The following is a 25,244-nucleotide window of genomic DNA, read 5'->3' on the forward strand; positions in this document are numbered from 1 at the left end:
TCAAAGTTTACGGCCATAGTCTGCGAGCATGATTGAGACTCGCGGCTTGCGCAAGTCGTTCACCTCGCGCCAGGGGCGCGACAAGAAAACCGTCGAGGCCGTACGCGGTGTCGACCTCGATGTGGCCGAAGGCGAGATCTTCGGGTTCCTCGGTCCGAACGGGGCCGGCAAGACCACCACCCTGCGCATGCTGGCCACGCTGATCGAGCCCGACGACGGCACGGCCACCATCGCCGGCGCCGATCTGCGCGCCGATCCCGGCGAGGTCCGCCGCCGCATCGGCTACGTCGCGCAGGGCGGCAGCACCTGGGACGACTCGACCGCGCGGGAAGAGCTCGTGCTGGAGGCCCGGCTCTACGGCGTGTCCAAAGCGGAAGCCCAGCGGCAGGCCGTGCGCGTTCTCGAGGGCTTCCAGCTCAGCGAATACGCGGACCGCAAATGCAAGACCTACTCGGGCGGGCAGCGCCGACGGGTCGACATCGCGCTCGGCATCATCCACGAACCCAAGGTCGTCTTCCTCGACGAGCCGACCACCGGCCTCGACCCGCAGAGCCGGGCCCACATGTGGGACGAGATCAGACGGCTGCGTGCGGAGGGCATGACCGTCTTCATCACGACCCACTACCTCGACGAGGCCGACGCGCTCTGCGATCGGATCTCCATCATGGACAACGGCGAGATCGTCGCCTCCGGCACGCCCGCCGACCTCAAGCGCGAGATCTCCGGCGACGTCGTCCGGGTGGGGCTGCCCGTCGACGCGGTGACGGCGGCGGCCGAGGCGCTCAAGAACTACAAACTCGAGACGTACGAGGACAACGTGCGCCTGTACGTGGAGGACGGCGCGGTGTCGATCCCGCAGATCCTGCGCGCCCTCGACGCGGCCGACGTCCCGCTCGGCACGATCGAGTTGCACCGCCCCAGCCTCGACGACGTGTTCCTGACCAAGACCGGCCGATCGCTGCGGGAGAGCTGAGCCATGAAGCTGCTACGCGACACTTCGCTCATCTTCAACCGGCAGATGCAGTTTCTGCTGCGCAATCCGGTGTGGATCCTCGTCGGCGTCTTCCAGCCGGTGATGTATCTGCTGCTCTTCGCCCCGCTGCTCAAGCCGGCCCTGCAGGTGCGGACCGACGCCGAGGCGTACGAGATCTTCGTACCCGGTCTGCTCGTGCTGCTCGCCATCTTCGGGGGCCTGTTCCAGGGCTTCGGCCTGATCGCCGAACTGCGCGCGGGCGTGATCGAACGCTCCCGGGTCACCCCGATCAGCCGCCTGGCCCTGCTGCTCGGCCGCTCCCTGCGCGACGTCGTCTCGCTGATCGCCCAGGCCGTGATCATCACGCTGCTGGCCCTGGCGTTCGACCTGCGCGTCTTCCTGGGCAACCTGCTCCTGGCGTACCTGATGCTCGCCCTGATCTCGCTGATGACGTCGGCGGTCAGCTACGGCGTGGCGCTGGCGGTCAAGAGCGAGGACGCGCTGGCCCCGCTGATGAACACGGTCGCCCAACCGGTGCTACTGCTCAGCGGCATCCTGCTTCCGCTCACGTACGCCCCCGGCTGGCTGCAGGGCGTGGCCGACTGGAACCCGTTCTCGTGGGCGGTGAACGGAACCCGCGCGCTGTTCCGGGGCGATCTGGGCGCGCCCGCGGTCTGGCAAGGCTTGGTGATCATGGCCGTGCTGGCGGTGCTCGCCGTGGCCTGGGCCGGGCGAGGGTTCGCCAAGAGCGTCCGTTAGCCCTGCTGGTTCCACAGCGCGATGTAGGGGACGCCCATTTCCGCGAGCAGGTTGCGCAGCAGCGGGAGGGACAGCCCGATGACGTTGCCGGGGTCGCCTTCGATCCGCTCCACGAAGGCGGCCCCACGCCCGTCCAGCGTGAACGAGCCGGCGACGTGCAACGGCTCACCGCTGGCCACGTACGCCGCGATCTCGGCGTCGCTGACGTCGGCGAAGTGCACCGTGGTCAGCCCGACCGCCTCGGCCTGCTTGCCGGTGACGAGGCTGGTCACGTGGTGGCCGGTATGCAGCACGCCGGACTTGCCGCGCATTCGCATCCAGCGCTGGGTGGCCTCCTCGGCGTTGGACGGCTTGCCGAACACTTCACCCTCGAACGCCAGCACAGAATCACACCCGAGCACCACAACCCCCGGATCAGCATTCAACTGAGCGGCGATGGTGCGCGCCTTCATCCGAGCCAGGGCAAGACACAGCGCGTACGCATCCTCAGCCTCGACGCCGGACTCGTCGACGCCACTGACCATCACTTCGGCCTCAATACCCGCGGCACTGAGCAGCCCCCGACGGGCCGGGCTGGCCGAAGCAAGAATCAACCGGTACGCAATGTCCTTCTGCACAACCCGAGGCTACAAGTTCACCTGCATTATCAACGCACCCTTAACGGCGTTTCAGCCCCAAACTTCAGTTCCGCCCCCGCCGCCGCAGCAAGAGCACAAGCACCACAGCCGCCGCCGCAACAACCCCAGCCAGCCCCCCGAACAGCAAAACCCCACTGTTGCCGGCAGGCTCACTCTCAGCCGCCGGCGGAGCCGTCTCCGGCCGCACAACCGGCGGCGCGCTCGAAGCCGTGGCAGTGGCCGATGGGGTGGCACTTTCCTCACCACCCTCGAGCGGTGGCACTTCGGCGGTCAACGCTTTAACAATGTTGAGCCGCCCAAACCCACACTCATCATCGCGTCCAGGAGGCCCAATATCGTCCGCGGTAGCAGTTATTCGGTGCACGACTTCTCGGGCTGAGAGTTCTGGGAATTTAGCGCGAACAAGTGCGGCCGCACCGGAAGCAATGGCGGCAGCCGGCGATGTTCCCGAAACATCTACATACTTTTTCTCGGGTTCTGCGGTCGTTATCTTAATGCCCGGAGCACAGATTTGGACGCGTTTGTCCTTGACGGACTTTCCGGAATACTGGCCGTCTGGTCCCACCGACCCGACTGCGAGAACGCCTTCGATGGCTGCAGGATATCCAATGATGAGGTCTCCGGGCGCATTCCCGACAGATCCAACGACTACTACGTCGGAATCTTTTGCCCTCGAGACTGCATCCTGCACGTCAAACGATGGGCCGATCGCCGCGGAGATGTTGATCACGCGAGCCTTGTTGTCGATTGCCCAATCAATTCCATCCGCCATCTCGTTCGATGGCGCCTTGATCGTATTTGAGATTTTGACAGGTAGAACTTTTGCGGCGGGAGCGATTCCTAGTACTCCATTTGATCCTCTGCCGTGAGCTGCGACCAGTGCTGCCATCTCGGTTCCATGGCCGACCCTGTCGCTGCGCCCATCGCCGCTTTGGCCTGGAATCAAATTCGCGCCGGGGAGAAGGTTTCTGCGTACATCAGGATGCGGAAAAGCTCCTGTGTCGAGAACTGCAACCGTAACTCCGGAACCCTTAGTGAGTGTATGTGCTTGATTAATACGAAGTGCCTTGAGATACCACTGATCGGTGCGAAAGCTGTCAGCTTGAGCCGGGCTTGCCGGAACGGTGATGCCGGCCGCGATGGCTATGAGCCCCACGGCCGCCATAAACCGATAGCGCATCCTCAACGAAGTCCGATCGCCGGTCCCGGGTCGACGCGCTGTTCCCGGGTGGGGAGAACGACAGGGTCAACACCCTGATCGGTCTGCCAAGGATTGTCGGGATCCCAGTGTGACTCTGCTGAGTCTGCTTTACCCGGTCGGCGGCCGGCTGATTGCCCATAGGGCATTCCACCCGCCATGTGTTCGCCCGAAGGCGCACCTCGCAATGCGGTCCGCCCATGTGGGCCTTCGCCTATCACGCCGCCTACTGGGTTTACTCGCTGCGCTTGAGGGCGAGAGCCTGCAGGCTGACCGAGGCCGACGCCCGGAACTCCGCCAATCACGCCCCCTGGAGGGAGCGGTCGGCCACCACCGATGGCGGTATTCGTGTGGAGGAAACCTTCGCGAGGTACGCCTGCGCCACGTCCAGGCTGTGCCGCAGTAGGGGGAGCCTGGCCAGGGCTGCTGGGACCGCGATTGCTGATACTCGGCGGCAGCAGCCCGGGAGCAGCGATCGGTCCCGTTCCTCCGGGCAGGGTTTGCGGCAAGGGGTTGGGCGTGGTGGAAGGTGAAGCGAACGTCGGAGCCGCGGGGTTGGCACCGCCCAGAATAAGGCCCGGTTGCTGAGTCGGGATGGGCGTCGGAGGTGGCGGAACCGCGCCGCCAGCTGTGGGGAAAGTAACCGAAGGCCGAGTCTTGGTGCTCCCGCCACCACCGTCGCTACCGTACGTCGGGACGATCGGTGGAATCGGCGGAGGTGGGAACGTATCGGTGACGCCGTTCGGATCCTTCGTATTGTCACGGAAGCTCGGCTTGTAGAGCGTTGGCGTCCGGATGCTTAGTTGTGCTGTCGCCAGTTCACCGCTCACGCCACTCAGCAGGGTGACCGCTTGGCGGTGCAGCTCCTCCTGCCGGCCGGCGGCTACCGGCGGTTGATCGCCGCCGCTGGGGCTGGGGCTAGGCGTCGGCGTGGGGTTGTTCTGCTTCGCTTGCTGCTGGACCGCATAGTCGTGCAGCAAGCCCGTGTTCGACGCGTACTCGTCGGCGATCTTCTGCATGTCGCGTTGGGCAAGGCTGATCGACAGGGTCGCTGCAGCGAAGGCGTCGTGGTTCGCGATCGCAGCCTCGTAGGTCTCATCCAGGTTGTTGATGAGATCGTCCAGACGAGCGACGTAGGCCGCGGCTGCAGCGTTTCGCTCCGGCGGCCATGCGGCAGCCAGGTTGTCGCGGTAGTTCTGGACCTGCCAGCGGTGCTCATTGATCAGGTCTGCGGACTGCTTCCACCCAGTGAGCAACTGGTAATGCTTGTCGGTGTCCGCACTCTTGATCAGCTGCAGCATCGTGTCGACCGTCTTCGACGCCCAAGGGGTGCCGCCGCCCCCGCCGCCGCCGTCTGCGATGAGCATTAGAGGATCTCCTCGCTGGTGTTGCCAAGGTTGCCGAAGGCATTCTCGACGTCGCTGACCTTGGCGCGAGAGAATGCGTCAGACCCGCGGTACTTGTCGCTGATGTCCGAAGCCGCGTTGGCCAAGTCCTGGGTGCCGTTCGCGTAGTTGTACACGTTCTGATGCGTCACGTCTTGGGCGTCTCGATGGGCCAACAAGAACGACGTGAGCTCGATGAACTCTCCGTTGGGCGAGGGGAGAGGTGTGCCCATGGATTCCGAGACGCTGGCCATGTGGGGGGCGTAGCTGTCCTGCACGTTCGCGGCTAGTTTGGCTGCGAACTGTTCCATGGCTTGGATGTCGGCCTCGATCGAGCCGAAGTCTGTCGTGCCGTAGTCACGCAGCCAAGCAGGACCGCGGTCCTCCTCCGGAATCATCTGCGTCCTCCCCCGAAAACCGAACACACGAAAACCGAACACGCGAAACCGAACACAAGTACGCGAAGCGTCTGTGAGAGTAGTCGGTCACTGCCAGCAGTGGGGGACCCTGTGGACAGTGACCGGCGATGATCTAGCCAGGTAGGGCGGAGGTTCGCCAGGAGCGCGGGCCCATCGACGGGCGTGCGGAGCGGGCCCACGTGGAGGGGCGCGGCGCGGCCGGGGCGGCATCAATTTTGCTGGATGCGGCCGCCAGTATCGTGACCAGTGCGGCCAGCTCCTCGGCGGCCGGTTCGCCGCGCACGACGCTGACCAGGGGTTCCGTATCCATTGACCGAGCGTACGACGTTGTGGGGTTGAACCGGTGACACGCATCCCACACTCGGCTGATCGATTCGCTGTCGCTCGACATGACCGGGTATTTTCTCCGTGATGTCTTCCTCTCCCCCGCTCGTAGTCGCTGACCGTTACCGGCTTGTCGCGCCGCTCGGTCAGGGCGGGATGGGTCGTGTCTGGCGGGCGACCGATGTCGTCCTGCACCGTGAGGTCGCCATCAAGGAGCTGGTGCCGCCGCCCGGGCTGACCCCCGGCGAGCGGCAGGAGATGCGCGAGCGGTCGCTGCGTGAGGCCCGCGCCATCGCCCGGCTCAACAACATCAACGTGGTTCGCGTGTTCGACGTGCTGCGCACCGACGCCGACCCGTGGATCGTCATGGAGTACGTGCCGTCCCGCTCGCTGCAGGACACGCTGGCCGCCGACGGTCCTTTCAGCCCCGTACGGTCGGCGGAGATCGGCCTCGGCGTGCTCAACGCGCTGCGCGCCGCCCACCGGGCCGGGGTCGTGCATCGCGACGTCAAGCCGGGCAATGTGCTGATCGGCGCGGACGGGCGCGTCGTGCTCACCGACTTCGGCCTGGCCACCGTCCCGGGTGACCCCAACGTCACGCGTACGGGTCTGGTGCTCGGCTCCCCGGCCTACATCGCCCCCGAGCGCGCTCGCGACGGTTCCGCCGGTCCCGCGGCCGACCTCTGGTCCCTCGGCGCCACGCTTTATGCCGCGGTTGAGGGCGCCTCGCCGTTCGCCCGGCCGTCCGCGATCGCCACACTCGCCGCCTTGGCCACCGAGAATCCGCCGCCCGCGCGCAACGCCGGCCCGCTCAAGCCGGTGCTCAACGGTCTGCTCCGCAAGGACCCGACGCATCGCATCAACGCCGAGGAGGCCGAGCGTCTGCTGCTGCGCGCCGCCGGTCGGCGCTCCAAGCTGAGCTTCCCGATGAGCCCGACCATGCGCCGCCCCGGCGTGGGCCGCGATCGGTCGGCGCTCACCGGTGGCACTTCGGCGACCCCGGTTGTGCCCGGCCCGCGGCCTCCGGTCGCCCGTCCGGCCAACCCGCCGGGCCCGCCTCCGATCACTCCGGGTCACCCGGCGGCCGGCGAGGGCCGGCCGCCGATCTTTACGCCGGGCAAGGCGCCGGTCGGCCGTTCCACCCCCGAGCCCCCGACCCGAGGCCGTACGACCGAGCCACCCGCGCGCGGCCGAGTGCCCGAGCCGACCGTCCGCGGCCGTACGCCGGAACCACCCGCCCGCGGCCGCGCGCCCGAGCCGCCCGTTCGTGGTCGCACGCCGGAGCCCTCGGCGCGGCGCCGCCCGGCGGCCGAGACGCCCACCCGGGTCGACGGCCCCAAGGTTGACGCCCCGCGCATGGACGCCACGCGCGTCGACGGCCCGCAGATCGACGCCACGCGTGTCGACGCCCCGCGTATGGATGCCACCCGCGTCGACGGTCCGCGCCCCGACGCCACCCGCGCCGACGGCCCGCCGGTGCAGGACGACCGCACCACGGTGGTCGGCCCGCCCAGCCCTCAGGCGAGCGGCGGCCTTTCCCGTACGGCGAGGGGGACGCAGGCCGGTTTCACCGCGGCCGACGTCGCCGCGAACCGCCGGAAGAAGGCCGCCCCCGAGCACGAGCGGTCGCTGGCCGACGCCACTGCGCTGCTCCCGCGGGTGGGGGCCGACGGGCTGCCCAAGGAGAGCAAGCAGGACAAGCCCTCGGCCGACCCGACGACCCGGATCGCGCTCCCGGCCAAGCGGCCGTCCGAGGCGGCCCCGAAGCCGCCCGCGGCCAAGGCCACGCCGCCCGCCGCGGACCCGGCCGACAAGACGACGAAGATCTCCGAGCCGGTCGACAAGACCACCAAGATCACGCCGCCGAAGACGGCCCCGGCCCAGGCCAAGCCGGTCGTCCCGGAGGCGACTCAGGTCGTGACCCCGGCCCAGGCCGAGCCGCCGGCCCAGGACGCGACCCAGCTCGTAAAACCGGCCAACACTGAGCCGGCCAAGGCTGGTCGTGCCGATGCCGAGTCGGCAAAGGCGGCACCCGCGACGGCTGAGCCCACGAAGAGCGAGCCCAAGTCGGCCGCAGCCGTGAAGAGTGAAGCCGCAAAGGCCGAGGCGCCCGAGACCACGTCCAAGACGGCCGCCGCGCAGACCGGTGCGGCGACCAGCGCAGAGACGGACGTGTCCAAGACCGACGCGACCCCGGACGGTGCGAAGGCCGACGCGACCCCGGACGCCGCGAAGACTGAGGCGACCCCAGACAGCGCGAAGACTGACGCGACCCCGGATGACGCGAGGACCGACGCGACCCCGGACGCCGCGAAGACTGACGCGACTCCGGACGCCGCGAAGACTGACGCGACCACGGATGACGCGAGGACCGACGCGACCTCGGGCAGCGCGAAGGCCGACGCGACCCCAGACAGTGCGAATGCCGACGCGACCCCGGGCAGCGCGAAGACCGACACGGCCCCGGACGACGCGAAGCCCGATACGACCGCGGACGGCGAAAGCTCTGACGCGGCCACGGACAAAGCGAAGAACAGCGCAAACGCGGCCGCCGCAAAGACTCCCGGCTCCGAGATCGTGCCCGCGACGACCGACGCGGCCACGGCCGACGCGGAAACCGACGCGGACGCGAAAGACGCGGCCGCCACGGTCGAGCCCGACAAGACCACGGCAGAAAGCGCCAAGGCCGAGAGCGCACCCGCCCCCGAGCCGAAGACCGCCGGCAAAGCAAAGGACGTGGACGCCACCACGACCCTGGCTGCCGCAGCCCTGGCCGACCAGACCACCAAGATCGCCGAGCCGCCCAAGCGAGAGCTCAAGCCGGAGCCCACGGTCAAGCCCGAGGACGACGGCGACGACCACATGGCGCCGGTCCCGGCGTTCAGCCGGCCGAGCCGCCCCGCCTGGGCCCCCATGCCGCACGGCCCCACCCCCGGCATCACCGTCTTCGGCACCCGGCTCACGTACGGCCAGGCCGCGATCGGCGGCGGCGTCATCCTGCTGGTCATCGTGCTGATCGCGGTCCTGATCGGGCAGTCGCTCGGCGATGACGGCGACGACCAGAGCCAGGCCGGCGCCGCACCGCCCCCCAGCGCGGCGGCCACCACCGGCGGCAGCTCGGCGGCTCCGGCCGCCCCGTCGAACGCGGCCACCACCAAGCCCAGTTCGCCCTCCGCGGCCCCGTCGACCACTGCCGCGCTCGCCCTGCCGTCGACCTGGGAGATGCGCACGGACAGCAGCGGATTCAAGATCCCGTTGCCCAAGAGCGCCACGACTTCCCGCTCCGGCAGTGAGGTCGAGATCCGGTGGAGCAACCGCTACCTGCTGATCGACCAGACCAACAGCCCGAAGGGCAGCGCCCTCGAGGATTACAAACAGCAGGAGCGTGACCGCGCCGGCTCGGCCTATCGGAACTACGAGAAGGTCAAGATGGTCGAGGTGAAGAACTACTTCAAGCAGGCCGTCGACTGGGAGTTCTTCTACACCACGAGCACCGGCAACCGGCAGCACGCGGTGAAGCGCAACATCATCGTCAGCGACAAGCAGGCGTACTCGATCTCGTGGTATGTCTCGCCCGAGGACTGGGCGGCCTCACAGTCCGATTTGAAGCTGATCTACCAGGGTTTTCAGCCCAAGAAGTAACTCCGGGGAGTGACAACGGGGATGAATGGGTAATTCACCTCCTGTCACGGACGGAGGTGCGACATGAACTGCCGACGGTACGGCAGGAAGCCGACACTGGTTCTCTGGTTGCTGGTGGCCATCGCTGACCTGGTCTTTCTCACCATTGCGGCCGGTGCGCTCGTCATGATCGCGATCGTTGCCCTGCTGGCGCTGGTCGTCGGCGGCGTGTTCGCCGCACGCCTGCTGGCCAAGCCCGCCCAGGCGCCCGAAGCAGTGGTGGTCCGCCGCCGGGCGTGAACAGCCGGCACATAGCGCGATCGGATACAGTTCCGCGCTGTGATCGACGGTGTGACTGACTTCTGGGACAAGCTGCTCGGCGCGCAACCGGATCCGCCCGGTCTGCTCGTCCTGCTCACGGCCCTGGCCGGTTTTCTCGCGGTGTCGTTCCGCCCGGTCTGGCGGGTGGCCCGCAACGCCGTCACGATCGCTCACGAGGGTGGTCACGCGCTGTTCGCTCTGCTCACCGGGCGTCGCCTGCGCGGCATCCGGCTCGAGTTCGACACGTCCGGCCTCACGCTGTCGTCGGGCCGCCCGACCGGTCCGGGCATGATGCTCACGCTGCTCGGCGGCTACATCGCGCCGTCGCTGGTCGGGGTGCTCGGGGCCTGGCTGCTCGGCGGCAACCGGATCACGCTGCTGCTCTGGCTTGCCGTCGCCCTGCTGCTCCTGATGCTGATCAACATTCGGAACCTGTTCGGCGTCCTGTCGCTGGTCATCACGGGGGCGATCGTCTTCGGCGTGTCCTGGTGGGCGTCTCCCGAGGTGCAGGCCGCTTTCGCGTACGCCGGGGTCTGGTTCCTGCTGTTCGGCGGGGTGCGCCCGGTCTTCGAGCTGCAGGCCCTGCGCCGCCGGGGCCGGATGCGCGAGTCCGACGCCGACCAGCTCGCCCACATCACGCACGTGCCGGCCCTGTTCTGGGTCGGCTTCTTCCTGATCGTCAACCTGATCGCCGTCGTGATCGGCGCCTTCCTGCTGGCCGGCCAATGGCTGCCGGAGCTGAGCACGCAGTAGCCGCACGGCGCCGAACCGGCTCCCGGCCGCACGGGGCCGAACCGGGTCCCGGGCGCACGGGCCGGCCGGATCCGGTACGCAACGGCCGATCATCCGATAGGGGTGCTCAAAAACCGGAGTTAGCGTCCGACTCATGGACGCTCCGCCGGGATTGGCCTGGTCAACGGCCGTTGTGGGCTTCGTCCTGGCCATGCCCCTTTTCAAGATCACGCATCATGCGATCACGCTCGCGCACGAGGGCGGCCACGCGCTGATCGGTTTGATCTTCGGTGGGAAGCTGCTGAAGAAGAAGGTGCACCTCACCAGCGACGGCGGCGGCGCCACCCACATCGAGATCGGCGGGCTCGGCCGCGTCTTCATGCTGCTGGCCGGTTATCTGGGCCCGTCCGTGGTCGGTCTGTCGGGTGCGTTGATGCTGGTCCATGGTTTCGAGCCCAGCGCGGTCATCATGCTCAGCCTGGTTTTCGGCATCTTTGTGCTGGTGCTGACCCGGAACGCGTTCGGGCTGCTCGTCGCCGCGGGCACCGTCGGTCTGCTCTGGGTGCTGGTCAGCCGCGCCACCGACCAGGTGCAGCTGGTTTTCGCGTACGTCTGGGTCTGGTTCATGCTGATGGGCAGCACCCGGATGATCCCGCGCGTGTTCTGGGGCGTCCGGCAGCAGAAGGGTGTGCAGGATCCGGAGTTGCTGGAGAAGCACACCCACATCGGCGACGTCGTCTGGCTGTTCCTGTTCTGGATCGGCACGTTGGGCGCGCTCGTCTATGGCGGCGCGATGATGCTGCGCCACACCGGGGCGGCCTGACTCAGAGCGGGATGTTGCCGTGCTTCTTGGGTGGCAGCGTCTCGCGTTTGGTGCGCAGCGTCCGCAGCGCCCGCGTGATCTGGGCCCGCGTCTCCGACGGCCTGATCACCGCGTCCACATAGCCCCGTTCGGCCGCGATGTACGGGTTGGCCAGCGTGTCCTCGTATTCCTGGATCAGCTCGGACCGTCGCGCCGCGGGGTCGTCGGCCGCGGCCAGGTCACCGCGGTAGAGGATGTTGACCGCGCCCTGCGACCCCATCACCGCGATCTGGGCCGTGGGCCAGGCGAAGTTGAGGTCGGCGCCGAGGTGCTTCGAGCCCATCACGTCGTACGCCCCGCCGTACGCCTTGCGCGTGATCACCGTCACCTTGGGCACGGTGGCCTCGGCGTACGCGTAAATGAGCTTCGCCCCCCGCCGGATGATGCCCTCCCACTCCTGCGAGGTGCCCGGCAGGAATCCCGGCACGTCGACGAAGGTCACCACGGGAATGTTGAAGGCGTCGCACGTACGGACGAATCGGGCCGCCTTCTCGGAGGCCGCGATGTCGAGCGTGCCCGCGAAATGCATGGGCTGGTTGGCCACCACGCCGACCGGCCGCCCCTCGACCCGCCCGAAGCCGACCACGATGTTCTGCGCGTAGAGCGGCTGCACCTCGAGGAAGTCGTCCACGACCGTCTCGACGACCTTCTTGATGTCGTACGGCTGATTGGCCGAATCCGGGATCAGGGAGTCCAACGCGAGATCGTCGTCCGTCGCCGACAGGGCAGCCGGCATCTCGAAGATCGTGGGGTCGTCCAGGTTGTTCGACGGCAGGTAGGACAGCAGCGCCCGCACGTAGTCGATCGCATCGTCCTCGTCGGACGCCAGGTAGTGCGCGTTTCCGCTGCGCGTGTTGTGCGTGCGCGCGCCGCCCAGCTCCTCCATGCCGACCTCTTCGCCGGTGACCGTCTTGATCACGTCGGGGCCGGTGATGAACATGTGCGAGGTCTGGTCGACCATCACGGTGAAGTCGGTGATCGCGGGGGAGTAGACCGCGCCGCCCGCGCACGGGCCCATGATCAGCGAGATCTGCGGGATGACGCCGCTGGCCCGCACGTTGCGGAAGAAGATGTCGGCGTAGAGGCCGAGTGCGACCACGCCCTCCTGGATGCGGGCGCCGCCGGAGTCGTTGATCCCGATGATCGGGCAGCCGATCTTCATGGCCAGGTCGAGCACCTTGACGATCTTCTCGCCGAAGACCTCGCCCAGCGAGCCGCCGAAGATCGTGAAGTCCTGGGAGAAGACGCAGACCTGCCGGCCGTCGACCGTGCCGTAGCCGGTGACCACCCCGTCCCCGTACGGGCGGTTCTTGTCGAGGCCGAAGTTGGTCGAGCGATGCCGGGCCAGCTCGTCGAGCTCGACGAACGAGCCCTGGTCGAGCAGCATCGCGATCCGCTCGCGGGCCGTCTTCTTGCCGCGCGCGTGCTGCTTCTCGACCGCGCGGGCGGACCCGGCGTGCACGGCCTCGCCCGTACGTCGTTCGAGGTCAGCGAGTTTGCCGGCGGTGGTGTGGATGTCGGCCACGACGTCGTCGTCCTGGTGGGTGGTCACGCTCGTTCCTCACGCTTCCCGAGGGTCTACTCGTCAGTAGTTTGATCGTAGTGCGCTACCAGGGGCCATGGCGGCCCGTGCGCGTTTCGCACGCAATGCCCCATTCGTTACCTGTGTCGTGACGAACTGGATGACCGCGGCCGGTATCGCCCTCATCGCCGGAGGGCTGGCCACGCTGATCTGCTTCCGAACCGTGCTGTTCGGCGGGGGCGGGCGGCGGGCCCGGAGCGACGCGGAGGACGGCATCCAGCCCAAGTCGCGCCGCGCGCGGGGCAACCGGCGCCGCGATCGAGTGGCGGAGCCGGTCGCGGCGGCCGCCCTTCCCGCCCTTCCAGCCGACGTCGACCAGCGCGCTCCCCACGCCGAGGATCAAGACCTTTTCCCGTACGAGGATGAGCCCGTCGACGTGCCGTACGCGGTCGAGGAGCCGTACGAGGTCGAGGCGCTGTACGAGGAGCCGTACGACCCGGAGCCGTACGAGCCCGAGCTCGAACCCGCGCTGAGACTGGTGCTGGACGACATCGAGGAGGAGGTCGCGCCCGCGTACAGCGAGGAGCGCTACGGCCACCGCGTCGAGGGCTGGGTCCGCCCCGAATACAGTCACGTCCCCGAGGAGCCCCCGGCCGGCGAGTATTGGACCCCGATCCCGGTCGATCTGGAGCCCGACCCCGAGCCCTCGGCCAAGGGCTACGGCTGGCCCATGGCGGTCGAGCGGCTGCCCTCGGTTCCCGACTACGAGCCGTCCACCGGTTTCGACCTGGCGCCGATCGAGCACGAGCCGACCGAGATCGTCGCCCCCCGTACGCCCGCGCGTAAGCGACGCGACCGGGCGCCGATCAGCGACCGCGACCGGGCCAACCGCATCCGCCTGCCCCGCAGCTGGTCCGCCCGGGACGACAAATATCAGGAACCGGCCGCCCGCGAATGGCGGACCGAGAACGACTCCGTGCCGCGTCGCCGCCGGGCCGAGTCCACCCAGATGTTCACCGCGGTGACCGACGACCCGCCACCTGCCAGCCGGCGTCGCCCCCGCCCGCGGCCGCGCCCCTCGGCGGAGCCGGTCGACCGCAGCACGACGATGTATGTCAGCCGCCACGCGGCCGAACCGCCGCCCCGCTGACCCCGGCGCTAGGCTCGGCCCCATGGCCTCGCCGTTCACGGATCTCGACCGACCACCGCTGTCCGAGCGTTCCCTGGCCCGTGCGCTCGTGACGCTGGGCAGCCTGTGGTCGCGGGTCGACGTGCGCGCCGCGACCGCCTCGACCAACGCCGACGTCGCCGCGGCGGCCGCCCGGGGCGAGCCCGAGGGGCTGGTCGTCGTGGCCGAGCAGCAGACCGCGGGCCGGGGCCGGCGTGACCGCCAGTGGACCTCGCCGGCCCGCGCCGGGCTCACGGTGAGCGTGCTGCTGCGTCCCGGCCAGGCCGATCGCGAGCGCGAGTGGGCCGCCCTGACGCCGGCCTCGTTCGCCTGGCTGCCGCTGCTGGCCGGGGTGGCCCTGCGCGAGGCCGCCGAGCGGGTGGCCGAGGTCGAGGCCGCCCTCAAGTGGCCCAACGACCTGCTGGTGGGCGGCGGGAAGTGCGCCGGCATCCTGGCCGAGGTGGCCGGCGACGCCGTGGTGGTCGGCATCGGGCTGAACGTGACGACCCGCGCCGAGGAGCTGCCCGAGACCACCGGCCTGCCCGCGACCTCGCTCAAGGTGGCCGGGGCCGCCGTCACCGATCGCGACCCGCTGCTGCGGGCCCTGCTGCGCGGCTTCGCCTCCTGGTATTCGGGCTGGCGCGAGGCGGGCGGCGACGCGGAGATGTCCGGCCTGCTCGCGGCGTACCGGCGGAGCTGCGCGACGATCGGCAAGCAGGTGCGGGTGCTGCTGCCCGCGGGCGAGCCCCTTACCGGCGAGGCGACCGACGTGGACCGGGACGGCCAATTGATCGTCCGGACGGCGGACGGCGCGGTGCATCGTGTCTCGGCGGGTGACGTGCTGCACGTACGCTGACCGCGTGGCGTTCCCGGACGAAGTGCTGGCCGACGAGGAAGAACTCGTCCTGCACCTGCATCCCCATTGGAAGGCGGCCCTGCGCCCCGGCCTGCTGGTGCTGCTCGCGGTCGTGGTGACCACCGTGGCCTGGGTGATGCTGCCCAGCACCGAGGGCGGGCTGATCGCTTTCCTGGTGGTCGCGGCCATCATGCTCTATCAGGGCATCCGGTACGGGGTGGCGCCGCTGGTGATCTGGCGGTGCACCCACTACGTGCTGACCGACGAGCGGATCCTGCTGCAGGACGGCGTGATCGCCCGCGAGCGGCGGGACCTGCCGCTCAACCGGATCAACGACCACGTCGTGACCCAGTCGGTGCTCGATCGCCTCTTCGGCTCGGGCACCCTCAAGATCGACTCGATCGGCGAGCAGGCCGTGACCCTGCTCGCCGTGCCCCGCGCCCAGAGCGTGCAGACGCTGCTCTACGAGCTGATCGAGCAGGACCGCGTCCGGCATCCGGAGGACGAGGAAGAGGAAGCCGAGCCGGAGGTGCCCGTACAGCGGAAGGGGTTTTTCCGGAGGCGGCCCGGGGCTAGCGGGACGGCTGCGGATCCTCGGCGCTCAGCTCGGCCAGACCCGCCACCGCGTCGAGCTCGGTGAGGTCGGCCTCGTGCCCGTCGACGGGCGGCTTGAGGAAGACGAACGTGCGATAGGCCCAGAACCGGAAGACCGTGGCGATCACGATGCCGATCAGCGTGACGGCCATGAAGGCGACCTCGTCGTGCTGCTCGGTCAGGCCGAAACCGTACTTGCCGATGGCGATCGAGCCGGACTGGATGACCATGCCGACGAGATTGAAGCCGAAGAACAGCGTGTACTCCCGCCGCAGGGCGGTGCGGCTGTGGTTCCGGTACGTCCAGTAGCGGTTCGCGATGTACGCCAGCGTGGTGGTGACCACGGTGGCGATGACGCTGGCCTTGACGGCGCCGATGGGCAGCGCGACCCACGTGATCGCCATGTAGAGCAGCGTGTTGCCGGCGCCGATGACCCCGAAGGCGAGGACTTCCGGGGCGAGACGGCGCAGGTGGTCCGCCAGCTCACGTGCTGAGGGCATTGGTCAACCTTACGGGAGAGGGGACGGTCACGCGGTGTCACGGACAGGCGAGGGCGGAGGCATGCCGGCTGCCCGGTGTTCCTGTCGTGGTGGCGTGGCCGCTGGGGTCGTGTCCGGAAAGACGAACCGGCGATACGACCAGAAACGGAACAGCGAGCCGGCGGCAGTGCCGACCAGCTGACCCGAGATGTTGTCCGCGAGCTGGGTCTGGAAGATCGGTGAGAGCTGCCCGAGACCGTAGTGACTGATCGCCAGGCAGGCCAGGCCGATGCCGAGGCCGATGGCGTTGAGCACGAAGAACATCGTGTATTGCCGGGCCATGTGGGCGTGGGCGCGATCACGCCACGTCCAGAACCGGTTGCCCGCGAACGCGAACGTGGTCGCGATGACGGTCGAGATGGTCTTGGCGATCAGGGTCTCGAAGCCGGACTGCAGCAGCACGTTGAAGATCGCGACGTCGATCGCGAACGCGATGCCACCCACGGTGCCGAACTTGCCGAGCTCGCGAATCAGTGCCCGGAACCGGGGACGCAGGCCGGTGGGCTGCGTCGCTGAGTCGTCGGGCACGGTTTCGAGCGTACCGGCGGCAGTCACGGACCGCTGTTTTCGTTGGCGAGTCTTAACCGCTGGACCTCGCATGGTGACGCTGCCGGTACGGAGGGTGGATCTCGCTGATCTCGGCGATCTCCGCAACTCTCTTCCGGCACTCACCACACCACCTCAGATGTACGCGCATTCGATTGCTGTCCCGCGGGGCAAGCCGCCCGCGCAGGTGAACCCCCAGCCGGTCGCCGGCCCAGCGGCACTCCGGGTGCTCGGCCGTCGTCACGTGCTGTTGCAGATAGAGGCTGCGCAGCCCCTCCCGCGCCCGGTGCGCGAGCACTGCCACGGCGTTGGGCGTCATGCCCAGCATCCCGGCGACCTCGGCCGGGCTGTTCCCTTCAACGGCGGTCTGCCACAACACGTCACGCCAGCGCTCCGGGAGCTGGCGGAACGCGGCCGCCGCGTACGTGCGTTCCAGGCGGTCGAGCGCCGGGTCGGTGTAGGGCTGGCCCTCGTCGTACCGGGTCAGGTCGTCGGTGAACTCGAGCCGCCGGTCGCGCCGGGCCCGGTGGTAACAGACGTGCCGCATGGTGGTGAACAGGTAGGCCCGGAAGGCGACCAGGGGGCCACGGCCGGCCCGGAGCGAGGCGAACACCTTGGCGAAGGTCTCGGCCACCAGGTCGTCGACGTCGGCCGGGTGACTGACCAGCCCGTACGCGAAATGGCGGGCCGGACCGCGGTGCCGCTCGTAAAGAGTCCCGTACGCCGCGGTGTCGCCGGCCCGGACCGCGGCCAACAGGTCCGTGTCCGGTGGATCGTCGTCCGGCATCGTCATTCCTGCCTCCTGCGGCGGGAGTAAGAGGAAAGCCCGATACCGACCAGCTTAAGCCGTTAGGTCCGTTTTGTGAAAGTCGACCGCACGGCACCCGTTGGCGGTCCTGCACAAAACTGCGCCGTTCGGCGAAGGATCAATCGTCTACGCGCACGCTGGCCGAGGATTGTGCGGTTATCCACAGCAACGGCCGATGAACTGAACGTGTCCGCCGCCTAGGCTGAGCGAACTCCACCCAAGACCCAGGCCGGCTGCTACCGGCCTTTGTGGTCATTGGTCAGTGCCGACCGAAGGAGAACCGCCTTGACGCAGCCCACCGAGCACCGTCGCCTTCTCGCCTGGATCGAGGAGGCCGCCGCCCTGACCACCCCCGACCGCATCGTGTGGTGCGACGGGTCGCAGGACGAGTGGAACGAGATCACGAACTCCCTGGTCGACTCGGGCGCGCTGGTGCGTCTCGACCCGGAGAAGAAGCCGAACTCCTTCTGGGCGCGCACCGACCCCGGCGACGTGGCCCGGGTCGAGGAACGCACGTTCATCTGCTCGGTCGACGAGTCCGACGCCGGTCCCACCAACAACTGGACCGACCCGGCCGAGATGAAGGCGACGATGACCGAGCTGTATCGGGGGTGCATGCGCGGCCGGACGATGTACGTGATCCCGTTCTGCATGGGCCCGCTCGACGCCCCGCAACCCATGTTCGGCGTCGAGCTCACCGACAGCCCGTACGTGGTGGCCAGCATGCGCATCATGACCCGGATGGGCACCGCGGTGCTCGAGGCGATGGGCGACGACGCCGACTTCGTGCCCGCGCTGCACTCGGTCGGGGCGCCGCTCGAACCGGGCCAGGCGGACGTGGCGTGGCCGTGCAACGAGACCAAATACATCTCGCACTTCCCCGAGACCCGCGAGATCTGGTCCTACGGCTCCGGCTACGGCGGCAACTCACTGCTCGGCAAGAAGTGCTACGCGCTGCGGATCGCCAGCGTGGCCGCCCGCGACGAGGGCTGGCTGGCCGAACACATGCTGATCATGAAGCTGACCTCGCCCGAGGGTCAGGTCCGCTACATCGCCGGCGCCTTCCCCTCGGCCTGCGGCAAGACCAACCTGGCCATGCTCGAGCCCACCCTGCCCGGCTGGAAGGTCGAGACCGTCGGCGACGACATCGCGTGGATGCGCTTCGGCTCCGACGGCCGGCTGTGGGCCACCAACCCCGAGTTCGGCCTGTTCGGCGTGGCGCCCGGCACCGATTTCCACACCAACCCCAACGCCATGCGTACGCTCGCCCGCGGCAACTCGGTCTTCACCAACGTGGCCCTGACCGACGACGGCGACATCTGGTGGGAGGGCATGGGTCAGCCCCCGGCCCACCTGCGCTCGTGGCGCGGCGAGGACTGGACCCCCGATTCGGACGCCCCGTCGAGCCACCCCAACAGCCGATTCTGTACGCCCATCGAGCAGTGCCCGATCCTGGCCGACGAATACCACGACCCCCGGGGCGTGCCGATCGACGCGATCCTCTTCGGCGGCCGCCGCAAGACGACGATCCCGCTGGTCACCGAGGCCCGCGACTGGGTGCACGGGGTCTATCTGGGCGCCACCCTGTCCAGCGAGACCACCGCGGCCGCGGTCGGCCAGGTCGGGGTCGTGCGCCGCGACCCGATGGCGATGCTGCCGTTCATCGGCTACCACGCCGGCGACTACTTCCAGCACTGGCTCGACATGGCCAAGGGCGCCCCCGGCGACGCGGCCCAGCTACCCAAGATCTTCTACGTCAACTGGTTCCGCCGCGACGACGAGGGCGGGTTCCTGTGGCCCGGCTTCGGCGAGAACAGCCGCGTCCTCAAGTGGGTCGTCGAGCGGCTCGACGGCAAGGGCGAGGCGGTCGAGACCCCGATCGGCCACGTGCCCACGGTGGCGGCCATCGACCGTACGGGAATGGATCTGTCGGACGAGGCGCTCGAGGCGGTGCTGCGCGTCGACCGCGACGAGTGGCTGGCCGAGATTCCGCAGGTCACCGAATGGTTCACCAAGTTCGGCGACAAACTGCCGGCCGTGCTCTGGTCCGAGCTGGACGCGCTGCGGGCACGCTTGCAGGACTGAGCGGCGGGGTAAACCCGCGTAGGTGACGAACGAAGCGGGGCGGCCCCGCGTGCTGCGCGCGCTGACCGCCCTGCTGTTCGCGACGGCCACCGCCACCGTCGTGGTCGAGATCCTCAACTACTTGTACGCCCCGTCGCACGGCTTCGGCTTCGCGGTGCGCACCGGCTGGGCGCTGCTGCGCACGCTCGGCTGGCTGCTGCTGATCCGCCAGGTCCGCCGCGACCGAGCCGTGGCCCGCCCGCTCGGCCTGATCCTGGCCGTCACCACGATTTTCGCGGTCGGCCGCCTCATCGTTCCCCGCTCCGGCCTGCCCCCGTGGCCCGGCGTGATCGGCTTCGCGGTGCTGTTCGTGCTGTGCGTCGCCGTGGTCGCGTTGCTCTACCGCCACCCGGTGGTTCGCGACCACCTCGTACGCCACCCCAACCGCCTCGTCCTGACCCGCTCGGGCCTGACCGTCCAGGAAGCCACCCCGCGCCGCGCGCCCGTGACCGGTTGGCTGCTGACCGCCCGGATCGCGGCGTTCACCTACAGCCCCCTGATGCTGGTCCCGGCCCTGATCTCGTTCGGCGAACTCCGCGACCGTCCATCATGGCTGCTCGGCGTCCTGTTCTGGGTGGGCTCCGGCATCGCGGTGAGCTACGCGGTGCTGCTGTGCACCATCTTCCTGATGCGCGGCAAGGCGGGGGCGCGGCGGGCTTTGAGCTGGCTGACCTTGCTGGTGCTGGTCTGGGATTTGCCGCTCTGCTACCTACTGCTCGGGACGGACGGGCTGATCCGCGACGGCGGGCCTCTTGTGGCGGCTGCGGCTCTTACTTGGTTCGCCCTTTACCGGGCCGGGAGTCTGTCCCGGAAATCTACGTCGCTCAACAACGCATAGGTGTCGTGCCTCCGGGCAGGCAAACTCGTGGCTCGGCTTCGTGTGGTTGGCGTGCTTTCGGTGAGCAGCTCGTTATCGCTTGTTGCCGTGCTTCCGGTGAGCAGCTCGGTATCGCTTGTTGCCGTGCTCGCGGTGAGCAGACTCGAAGCCTGGCACCGCGCTGCCGGTGAACAAACTCGCAACTCGCCACCGCGTAAATGCCGTGCTCCCTGTGGACAATTTTTTGCTCGGCAACGGATTGGCGCCTGCACCTGTGGATAACTCGTTCCTGCCGCTTGACAACGCGTAGGGTCACCCCACCAGCTCCCCGAGGCGGGTGGGGGTTAGGGATGGCCGTACAGGCGATCTTGAGGAATGTCCTAAATGGGCGGAATGTGTGTGGAGAAATTTGACGTAGCGATCGTCGGGGCGGGGCCGGCCGGGTCGGCGGCCGCCCTGGCCGCGCGGCGCGAGGGCGCACGAGTGCTGCTGCTCGACAAAGCCGCCTTCCCCCGCGACAAGACCTGCGGCGACGGCATAGCGGCCGAGGCCATAACCGTCCTCGAGCAGCTCGGCGTCGAGGGTGTGACCGACGGCTATCCACCCATCGAGCGCCTACGTCTCATCGCCCCCAGCGGCGTGGCGGTAGCCCGCCCCATGCCCCGCGCCGCCCACACCGTGCCGCGCAAGGTCTTCGACGAGCGGCTCGTGCGGGCAGCCGTCGCCGCGGGGGCCGAGCTGCGGCGGCACACCGTCCGGGCGATCCACGACGACGGCGCGGGTGTCACCATCGACGGTCAGTTCCGGGCCGGTGTGCTCATCGGGGCCGACGGCGCCGGGTCGGTGGTGCGGCGCGCGCTCGGTCACGCCGTCAACCCGCCGGGCCACCTGGCCGTGGCCGTTCGCGGCTACACCCGCACCACCAACACCACCGAGCAGGTCATCGTCACAACCCGGCGGCGGTGGCCCGCGTACGCGTGGGAGTTTCCGCTCGGCGACGGCACCGCCAATGTCGGCTACGGCGAGGTGCTCAGGGGCGAGCCGCTGTCCAGGTCGTACCTGCTGGAGTCGCTCGATCGGCTGTTGCCCGGCGTGGGTAGCCCGACCGGAATGCGAGGCCACCACCTGCCGCTGTCGACTCGGCGGCCGCCGGCCGTACGGGGGCGGGTGTTGCTCGCGGGTGACGCGCTGTCGCTGATCAACCCGTTCACCGGTGAAGGCATCTTTTATGCCGTGCTGTCCGGCTCGCTGGCCGGGTGGGCGGCCGCACACAAGACCGACTATCGCCGTGCCCTGCGGCAGCGGCTCGGTCGGCATCTGCGGCACTCAGGGTTCGCGGCCTTGCTCAGCCGTCAGTCGCGCGTGGTCGACGCCGCGGTGGACGCGGCTGCCCGGGATGCCGCCGTCTTCGACCGGATGGTGGACCTGGGCCTCGGTGACGGGGTTTTCGATCTTCGCACTATCGGGCGCATCGCCTCCCGGTTAGGTCACCGTCATGTGGCCACCCCTTGAGTCGCTACCCGTGAGGGCTAGGGTTTGAGGCGATGAGTCTGCGGTCCTTGATTGTTACTCCGTTCTACCGCGTGTACGAACGGCGGCTGGCCGGCAAGCTGGCCGGCAAACCCGTGCCCCAGCACGTCGGCGTCATGTGCGACGGCAATCGTCGCTGGGCCCGTGAGATGGGCTTCGTCGACCCCAACGACGGTCACCGGGTCGGCGCGGCCCGCGTCAAGGAGCTGCTCACCTGGTGCGACCAGGCCGGCATCAAGCACGTGACTCTTTACCTGCTGGCCACCGACAATCTGCGGCGCCCGGCCGTCGAGCTCGACCCGCTGCTCAAGATCATTGAGGATCTCGCGACCGAGCTCGCCGAGGACGGCAACCCGTGGCGGCTGCGCATGGTGGGTGCCCTCGACGTGCTGCCCGCCCCCACGGCCGTGGCGCTCAAAGCAGCCCAGGAGAAAACCCGTGACCGTACGGTGGGGGTCGAGGTCAACATGGCGGTGGGCTACGGCGGCCGTCGTGAGATCGCCGACGCCGTCCGCTCGTTGTTGCACGAGCAGGCCGCGGCCGGGCGCACGATCGAGGAGATGGCCGAGATCCTCGACGTCGAGCACATCGCCGAGCACCTCTACACCCGCGGGCAACCCGATCCCGACCTGGTCATCCGCACCAGCGGCGAGCAGCGGCTCTCCGGCTTCCTGCTGTGGCAGTCGGCGCATTCGGAGTTCTACTTCCACGACGCCAACTGGCCCGACTTCCGCCGCATCGACTTCCTGCGGGCACTCCGATCGTACGGAAGCCGGCAGCGCCGCTACGGAGCCTGAGCCGGTCGTAGGGGCAGCCGCCGGCGCCGCTACGGGACTTAGAAGCGCTCCAGCCCCTGCCGCAGGAACTCGGCCACCGCGTCGGGTGAGTCCAGGGTCAGGTCGGCCGCGCTGGACACCTCGGCGCCGGTCTCCGGATTGGCCACGGCGACGGCCACCCCGAAGAACGACGGGTCGACTGCCTCGCGGGCCCGCAACGCGTCGAACGCCTTGATGTCGGACATGTCATCCCCGAAATACCACGCGCAGCCCGCGTCACGGACGCCCTCGGTGATGACCATGCCCTTGTCCTGATCGACCGGCGGCTTCAGCTCGACGACCATGCGGCCGCCCTGCACGCGCAGCCCGAGCCGCTCGGCCTGCTCGTGACCCCAGCGCTCGACCGTGGCCGCCTCGGCCGGGGCGGTGCGGTAGTGCAGAGCCACGGAGAGACGCTTGTATTCGACCAGGATCGAGCCCGGCAGCTCGGCCTTGGCCTGCTCGGCGAGGTCGGACATCGCGGGCACCCAGGGCAGGGCGGCCGGGTTGGTCACGACATCGCCCTCATGCCACACCTCGAGGCCGTAAAGCCCGTAGAGGTCGACACGCTCCAGCGACGAGAACCGGGAGCGGAGGAAGCTGACCGGCCGGGCCGACACGATGGCGACGCGGTTGACGACCCCGGCCAGACGCTCGAGGACGCCGAGGACGGCGGGCGCCGGCTGTGAGGCGTCCGGGTCGTCGGTGACCGGGGAGAGGACGCCGTCGAAGTCGAAAAAGAAGGTGGTCGACGCGGCTTGGCCGGCGGTGAACGCCCACGCCTCGTCGATGCTCAGCGGATGGGTCGGACGCGGAGTCTGTGCCACGTCGTCAGATTACCTGCCGCACGTCCCGTTGCACGTCAGAGAAATTAGCCAAGAGTTGAGCGTCACCCGTTTTTACGTACTACCGCGTAGCGGAGTTGACCGCTAGCGTTTGAGTCATGGCACGGGGTCATCCCGAGCCAGCCGGCCGGCCCGGACCTGCGACAAGTGCGCCACGGGGCCCCGCAATCCGACCCCGTGCATGGAAACGGGCGCCGGAGGTGGCGGACCGCGGGCGTACCGGGTTGCACGCCCGCCGCTGGAGCAGGCCTGTGACATCTCGCCGTTCTGACGCCGACGTCTCTTCCCGCGACGCGGCCGTCGAAGTCTCCACCAGTCGGGCCCGAACGGGGCGGCAGTCCCGAGACAGGCACGCTGACGCGGAACCGGCCCCTCAGGGCCGTGTTTTCGTTCTGGACACTTCGGTCCTGCTGTCCGACCCGGCGGCGTTCCGCCGGTTCACCGATCACGAGGTGATCATTCCCCTGGTGGTCATCTCCGAGTTGGAGGGCAAGCGTCACCACCCCGAGCTGGGTTGGTTCGCGCGGCAGTCGCTGCGCTTCCTCGACGAGTTGCGAGTCAAGTACGGCCGGCTCGACGAGCCGGTGCTGTGCAACGACGAGGGCGGCACCCTGCGGGTCGAGCTCAACCACGCCGACCAGAGTGTGCTGCCGCAAGGCTTCCGCAACGACTCGAACGACACCCGCATCCTCTCGGTCGCCCTCGGGCTGGCCGCCGAGGGCCGCGAGGTGACGCTGGTCAGCAAGGACATGCCGCTGCGGGTCAAGGCGGCGTCGGTGGGCCTGACGGCCGACGAGTATCGGCACGGCCAGGCCAGCGATCCGACGTGGACCGGCATGGCCGACCTCAAGCTGGGCGAGGACCAGGTCAATTCCCTGTACGGGGGAGAGGAGCTGGAGCTGGAGGAGGCCGAGCACCTGCCGTGCCACACGGGACTGGTGGTGCACTCGCCGCGCGGGTCCGCGCTGGCCCGGGTGACGCCGGACAAGACCGTACGGCTGGTGCGGGGTGACCGGGAGGCGTTCGGCCTGCGGGGCCGCTCCGCCGAGCAGCGGGTCGCGCTCGACATCCTGCTCGACGAGTCGATCGGCATCGTCTCGCTGGGCGGCCGGGCCGGCACCGGCAAGTCGGCGCTCGCGCTGAGCGCCGGCCTCGAGGCCACGATGGAGCGCAATCGCCACAAAAAGGTCATCGTCTTCCGTCCCCTGTACGCGGTGGGCGGGCAGGAGCTGGGTTACCTGCCCGGCTCCGAGAACGAGAAGATGTCGCCCTGGGCGCAGGCGGTGTTCGACACGCTGGGCGCGGTGGCCCACGCCAACGTGGTCGAGGAGGTCATGGCCCGCGGCATGCTCGAGGTGCTGCCGCTGACCCACATCCGCGGGCGCAGCCTGCACGACGCCTTTGTGATCGTGGACGAGGCGCAGTCGCTGGAACGCAACGTGCTGCTGACCGTGCTGTCCCGCATCGGCCAGGGCTCGCGGGTGGTGCTGACCCACGACGTGGCCCAGCGCGACAACCTCAGGGTGGGCCGGCACGACGGCGTCACGGCGGTGATCGAGGCGCTCAAGGGCCACCCGATCTTCGCCCACGTCACGCTGACCCGTTCCGAGCGGTCGCCGATCGCCGAAGTGGTCACCGACCTGCTCGAGGAGATCCCCCTCTGAGGAAACTCTGAGTAGTGAGGGGAATCCGTGCCGTGAGTGCGGATTCCCCTCCCGGAGGACACGGTTCCGGGGTTTTTTTCACCCGTTTTGGGCCGGAAATCGTTGTGAGCAAGTTCACAAGACCGCCTGGTCATTTCACATCCACTTCACCGTGAGCCATGGTGTCTGGCGAGCGCCAAACGTG

At 68.8% G+C, this 25,244-nt stretch carries 24 protein-coding genes; 14 read left to right on the forward strand and 10 right to left on the reverse strand.

All coding sequences use genetic code 11. From position 1 onward, the window contains the following. Positions 1-28 precede the first annotated feature (28 nt). Together JKJ07_RS10950 and JKJ07_RS10955 are read left to right on the forward strand one after the other, a co-directional pair. On the forward strand, positions 29-973 hold the full coding sequence (locus JKJ07_RS10950) for an ATP-binding cassette domain-containing protein (protein ID WP_202991337.1): 945 nt from the start codon (positions 29-31) through the stop codon (positions 971-973). A 3-nt stretch (positions 974-976) separates the two neighbouring features. After that, on the forward strand, positions 977-1,732 hold the full coding sequence (locus JKJ07_RS10955) for an ABC transporter permease (protein ID WP_202991338.1): 756 nt from the start codon (positions 977-979) through the stop codon (positions 1,730-1,732). Here JKJ07_RS10955 and JKJ07_RS10960 read toward each other — a convergent pair. The 5 genes from JKJ07_RS10960 to JKJ07_RS10980 all read right to left on the reverse strand — a co-directional run bounded on the left by JKJ07_RS10960 (position 1,729) and on the right by JKJ07_RS10980 (position 5,682). Next, entirely contained in the window at positions 1,729-2,349 is a 621-nt protein-coding gene (locus JKJ07_RS10960; RefSeq protein ID WP_202991339.1) for a Maf family protein, read from the reverse strand. The two genes, JKJ07_RS10955 and JKJ07_RS10960, sit on opposite strands and share 4 nt — an antisense overlap. A 64-nt stretch (positions 2,350-2,413) precedes the next feature. After that, positions 2,414-3,550 carry a S8 family serine peptidase gene (locus JKJ07_RS10965; protein ID WP_202991340.1) on the reverse strand — a complete coding sequence of 379 codons (1,137 nt, stop codon included), beginning with the start codon at positions 3,548-3,550 and terminating at the stop codon, positions 2,414-2,416. 2 nt (positions 3,551-3,552) lie between these two features. Continuing rightward, on the reverse strand, positions 3,553-4,869 hold the full coding sequence (locus tag JKJ07_RS10970) for a hypothetical protein (protein WP_202991341.1): 1,317 nt from the start codon (positions 4,867-4,869) through the stop codon (positions 3,553-3,555). Positions 4,870-4,934: 65 nt separating this feature from the next. Further along, positions 4,935-5,351 carry a hypothetical protein gene (locus JKJ07_RS10975; RefSeq protein ID WP_202991342.1) on the reverse strand — a complete coding sequence of 139 codons (417 nt, stop codon included), beginning with the start codon at positions 5,349-5,351 and terminating at the stop codon, positions 4,935-4,937. A gap of 133 nt (positions 5,352-5,484) precedes the next feature. After that, positions 5,485-5,682, reverse strand: a complete 198-nt coding sequence (locus JKJ07_RS10980; RefSeq protein ID WP_202991343.1) for an acyl-CoA carboxylase subunit epsilon — start codon at positions 5,680-5,682, stop codon at positions 5,485-5,487. 101 nt (positions 5,683-5,783) lie between these two features. Between JKJ07_RS10980 and JKJ07_RS52515 the strand changes: the two genes are divergently transcribed. From JKJ07_RS52515 to JKJ07_RS11000, 4 genes are all read left to right on the forward strand, one after another. Then, positions 5,784-9,338 (forward strand): serine/threonine-protein kinase, encoded by a 3,555-nt coding sequence (locus JKJ07_RS52515; RefSeq protein WP_498370749.1) that lies wholly within the window; start codon positions 5,784-5,786, stop codon positions 9,336-9,338. 63 nt (positions 9,339-9,401) lie between these two features. After that, the gene (locus JKJ07_RS10990; protein WP_202991344.1) at positions 9,402-9,617 is read left to right on the forward strand and encodes a hypothetical protein; all 216 of its coding nucleotides are present in this window, start codon (positions 9,402-9,404) and stop codon (positions 9,615-9,617) included. Positions 9,618-9,656: 39 nt separating this feature from the next. Then, positions 9,657-10,391 (forward strand): M50 family metallopeptidase, encoded by a 735-nt coding sequence (locus JKJ07_RS10995; RefSeq protein ID WP_202991345.1) that lies wholly within the window; start codon positions 9,657-9,659, stop codon positions 10,389-10,391. 133 nt (positions 10,392-10,524) lie between these two features. Continuing rightward, on the forward strand, positions 10,525-11,193 hold the full coding sequence (locus JKJ07_RS11000) for a M50 family metallopeptidase (RefSeq protein WP_202991346.1): 669 nt from the start codon (positions 10,525-10,527) through the stop codon (positions 11,191-11,193). A gap of 1 nt (position 11,194) precedes the next feature. Here JKJ07_RS11000 and JKJ07_RS11005 read toward each other — a convergent pair whose 3' ends face one another. Then, the gene (locus tag JKJ07_RS11005; protein ID WP_202991805.1) at positions 11,195-12,757 is read right to left on the reverse strand and encodes an acyl-CoA carboxylase subunit beta; all 1,563 of its coding nucleotides are present in this window, start codon (positions 12,755-12,757) and stop codon (positions 11,195-11,197) included. A gap of 145 nt (positions 12,758-12,902) precedes the next feature. Between JKJ07_RS11005 and JKJ07_RS11010 the strand changes: the two genes are divergently transcribed. Genes JKJ07_RS11010 through JKJ07_RS11020 form a run of 3 tightly spaced genes read left to right on the forward strand, consistent with a single transcriptional unit; the run spans position 12,903 to position 15,418 of the window. Further along, entirely contained in the window at positions 12,903-13,904 is a 1,002-nt protein-coding gene (locus JKJ07_RS11010; RefSeq protein WP_202991347.1) for a hypothetical protein, read from the forward strand. A gap of 22 nt (positions 13,905-13,926) precedes the next feature. Beyond that, positions 13,927-14,778: a biotin--[acetyl-CoA-carboxylase] ligase gene (locus JKJ07_RS11015; protein ID WP_202991348.1), complete on the forward strand. Its 852-nt coding sequence runs from the start codon at positions 13,927-13,929 to the stop codon at positions 14,776-14,778. A gap of 4 nt (positions 14,779-14,782) precedes the next feature. Beyond that, positions 14,783-15,418 carry a PH domain-containing protein gene (locus JKJ07_RS11020; RefSeq protein WP_202991349.1) on the forward strand — a complete coding sequence of 212 codons (636 nt, stop codon included), beginning with the start codon at positions 14,783-14,785 and terminating at the stop codon, positions 15,416-15,418. Here JKJ07_RS11020 and JKJ07_RS11025 read toward each other — a convergent pair. From JKJ07_RS11025 to JKJ07_RS11035, 3 genes are read right to left on the reverse strand one after another with little or no spacing between them, the layout of a single operon-like run. Further along, a complete protein-coding gene (locus tag JKJ07_RS11025) occupies positions 15,351-15,872 on the reverse strand; it encodes a GtrA family protein (protein WP_202991350.1) in 522 nt (173 codons plus the stop codon). The two genes, JKJ07_RS11020 and JKJ07_RS11025, sit on opposite strands and share 68 nt — an antisense overlap. Positions 15,873-15,899: 27 nt before the next feature. After that, positions 15,900-16,511 (reverse strand): GtrA family protein, encoded by a 612-nt coding sequence (locus tag JKJ07_RS11030; RefSeq protein WP_202991351.1) that lies wholly within the window; start codon positions 16,509-16,511, stop codon positions 15,900-15,902. Further along, complete coding sequence (locus JKJ07_RS11035) at positions 16,492-17,250, reverse strand: sigma-70 family RNA polymerase sigma factor (RefSeq protein ID WP_202991352.1); 759 nt, start codon at positions 17,248-17,250, stop codon at positions 16,492-16,494. The genes JKJ07_RS11030 and JKJ07_RS11035 overlap by 20 nt, the downstream gene beginning before the upstream one ends. Positions 17,251-17,520: 270 nt before the next feature. Here JKJ07_RS11035 and JKJ07_RS11040 point away from each other — a divergent pair, with 270 nt between their 5' ends. The 4 genes from JKJ07_RS11040 (at position 17,521) to JKJ07_RS11055 (ending at position 22,533) form a co-directional block, all read left to right on the forward strand. After that, positions 17,521-19,350 carry a phosphoenolpyruvate carboxykinase (GTP) gene (locus JKJ07_RS11040; protein ID WP_268919128.1) on the forward strand — a complete coding sequence of 610 codons (1,830 nt, stop codon included), beginning with the start codon at positions 17,521-17,523 and terminating at the stop codon, positions 19,348-19,350. 22 nt (positions 19,351-19,372) lie between these two features. Continuing rightward, positions 19,373-20,227, forward strand: a complete 855-nt coding sequence (locus JKJ07_RS11045; protein WP_202991354.1) for a hypothetical protein — start codon at positions 19,373-19,375, stop codon at positions 20,225-20,227. 372 nt (positions 20,228-20,599) lie between these two features. After that, complete coding sequence (locus JKJ07_RS11050) at positions 20,600-21,718, forward strand: NAD(P)/FAD-dependent oxidoreductase (RefSeq protein WP_438871396.1); 1,119 nt, start codon at positions 20,600-20,602, stop codon at positions 21,716-21,718. Positions 21,719-21,750: 32 nt separating this feature from the next. Then, a complete protein-coding gene (locus tag JKJ07_RS11055; RefSeq protein WP_202991356.1) occupies positions 21,751-22,533 on the forward strand; it encodes an isoprenyl transferase in 783 nt (260 codons plus the stop codon). A gap of 38 nt (positions 22,534-22,571) precedes the next feature. Here the strand turns inward: JKJ07_RS11055 and otsB are convergent, their stop codons facing one another. Beyond that, positions 22,572-23,378 carry a trehalose-phosphatase gene (otsB, locus tag JKJ07_RS11060; protein WP_202991357.1) on the reverse strand — a complete coding sequence of 269 codons (807 nt, stop codon included), beginning with the start codon at positions 23,376-23,378 and terminating at the stop codon, positions 22,572-22,574. Positions 23,379-23,647: 269 nt separating this feature from the next. Here otsB and phoH2 point away from each other — a divergent pair, with 269 nt between their 5' ends. Further along, positions 23,648-25,060, forward strand: a complete 1,413-nt coding sequence (gene phoH2 / locus JKJ07_RS11065; RefSeq protein ID WP_202991358.1) for an RNA 5'-3' helicase PhoH2 — start codon at positions 23,648-23,650, stop codon at positions 25,058-25,060. The last annotated feature ends 184 nt before the right edge of the window (positions 25,061-25,244 follow it).

Origin of the sequence: Paractinoplanes lichenicola, assembly GCF_016785085.1 — a bacterium.
Classification (GTDB): Bacteria; Actinomycetota; Actinomycetes; order Mycobacteriales; family Micromonosporaceae; genus Actinoplanes; species Actinoplanes lichenicola.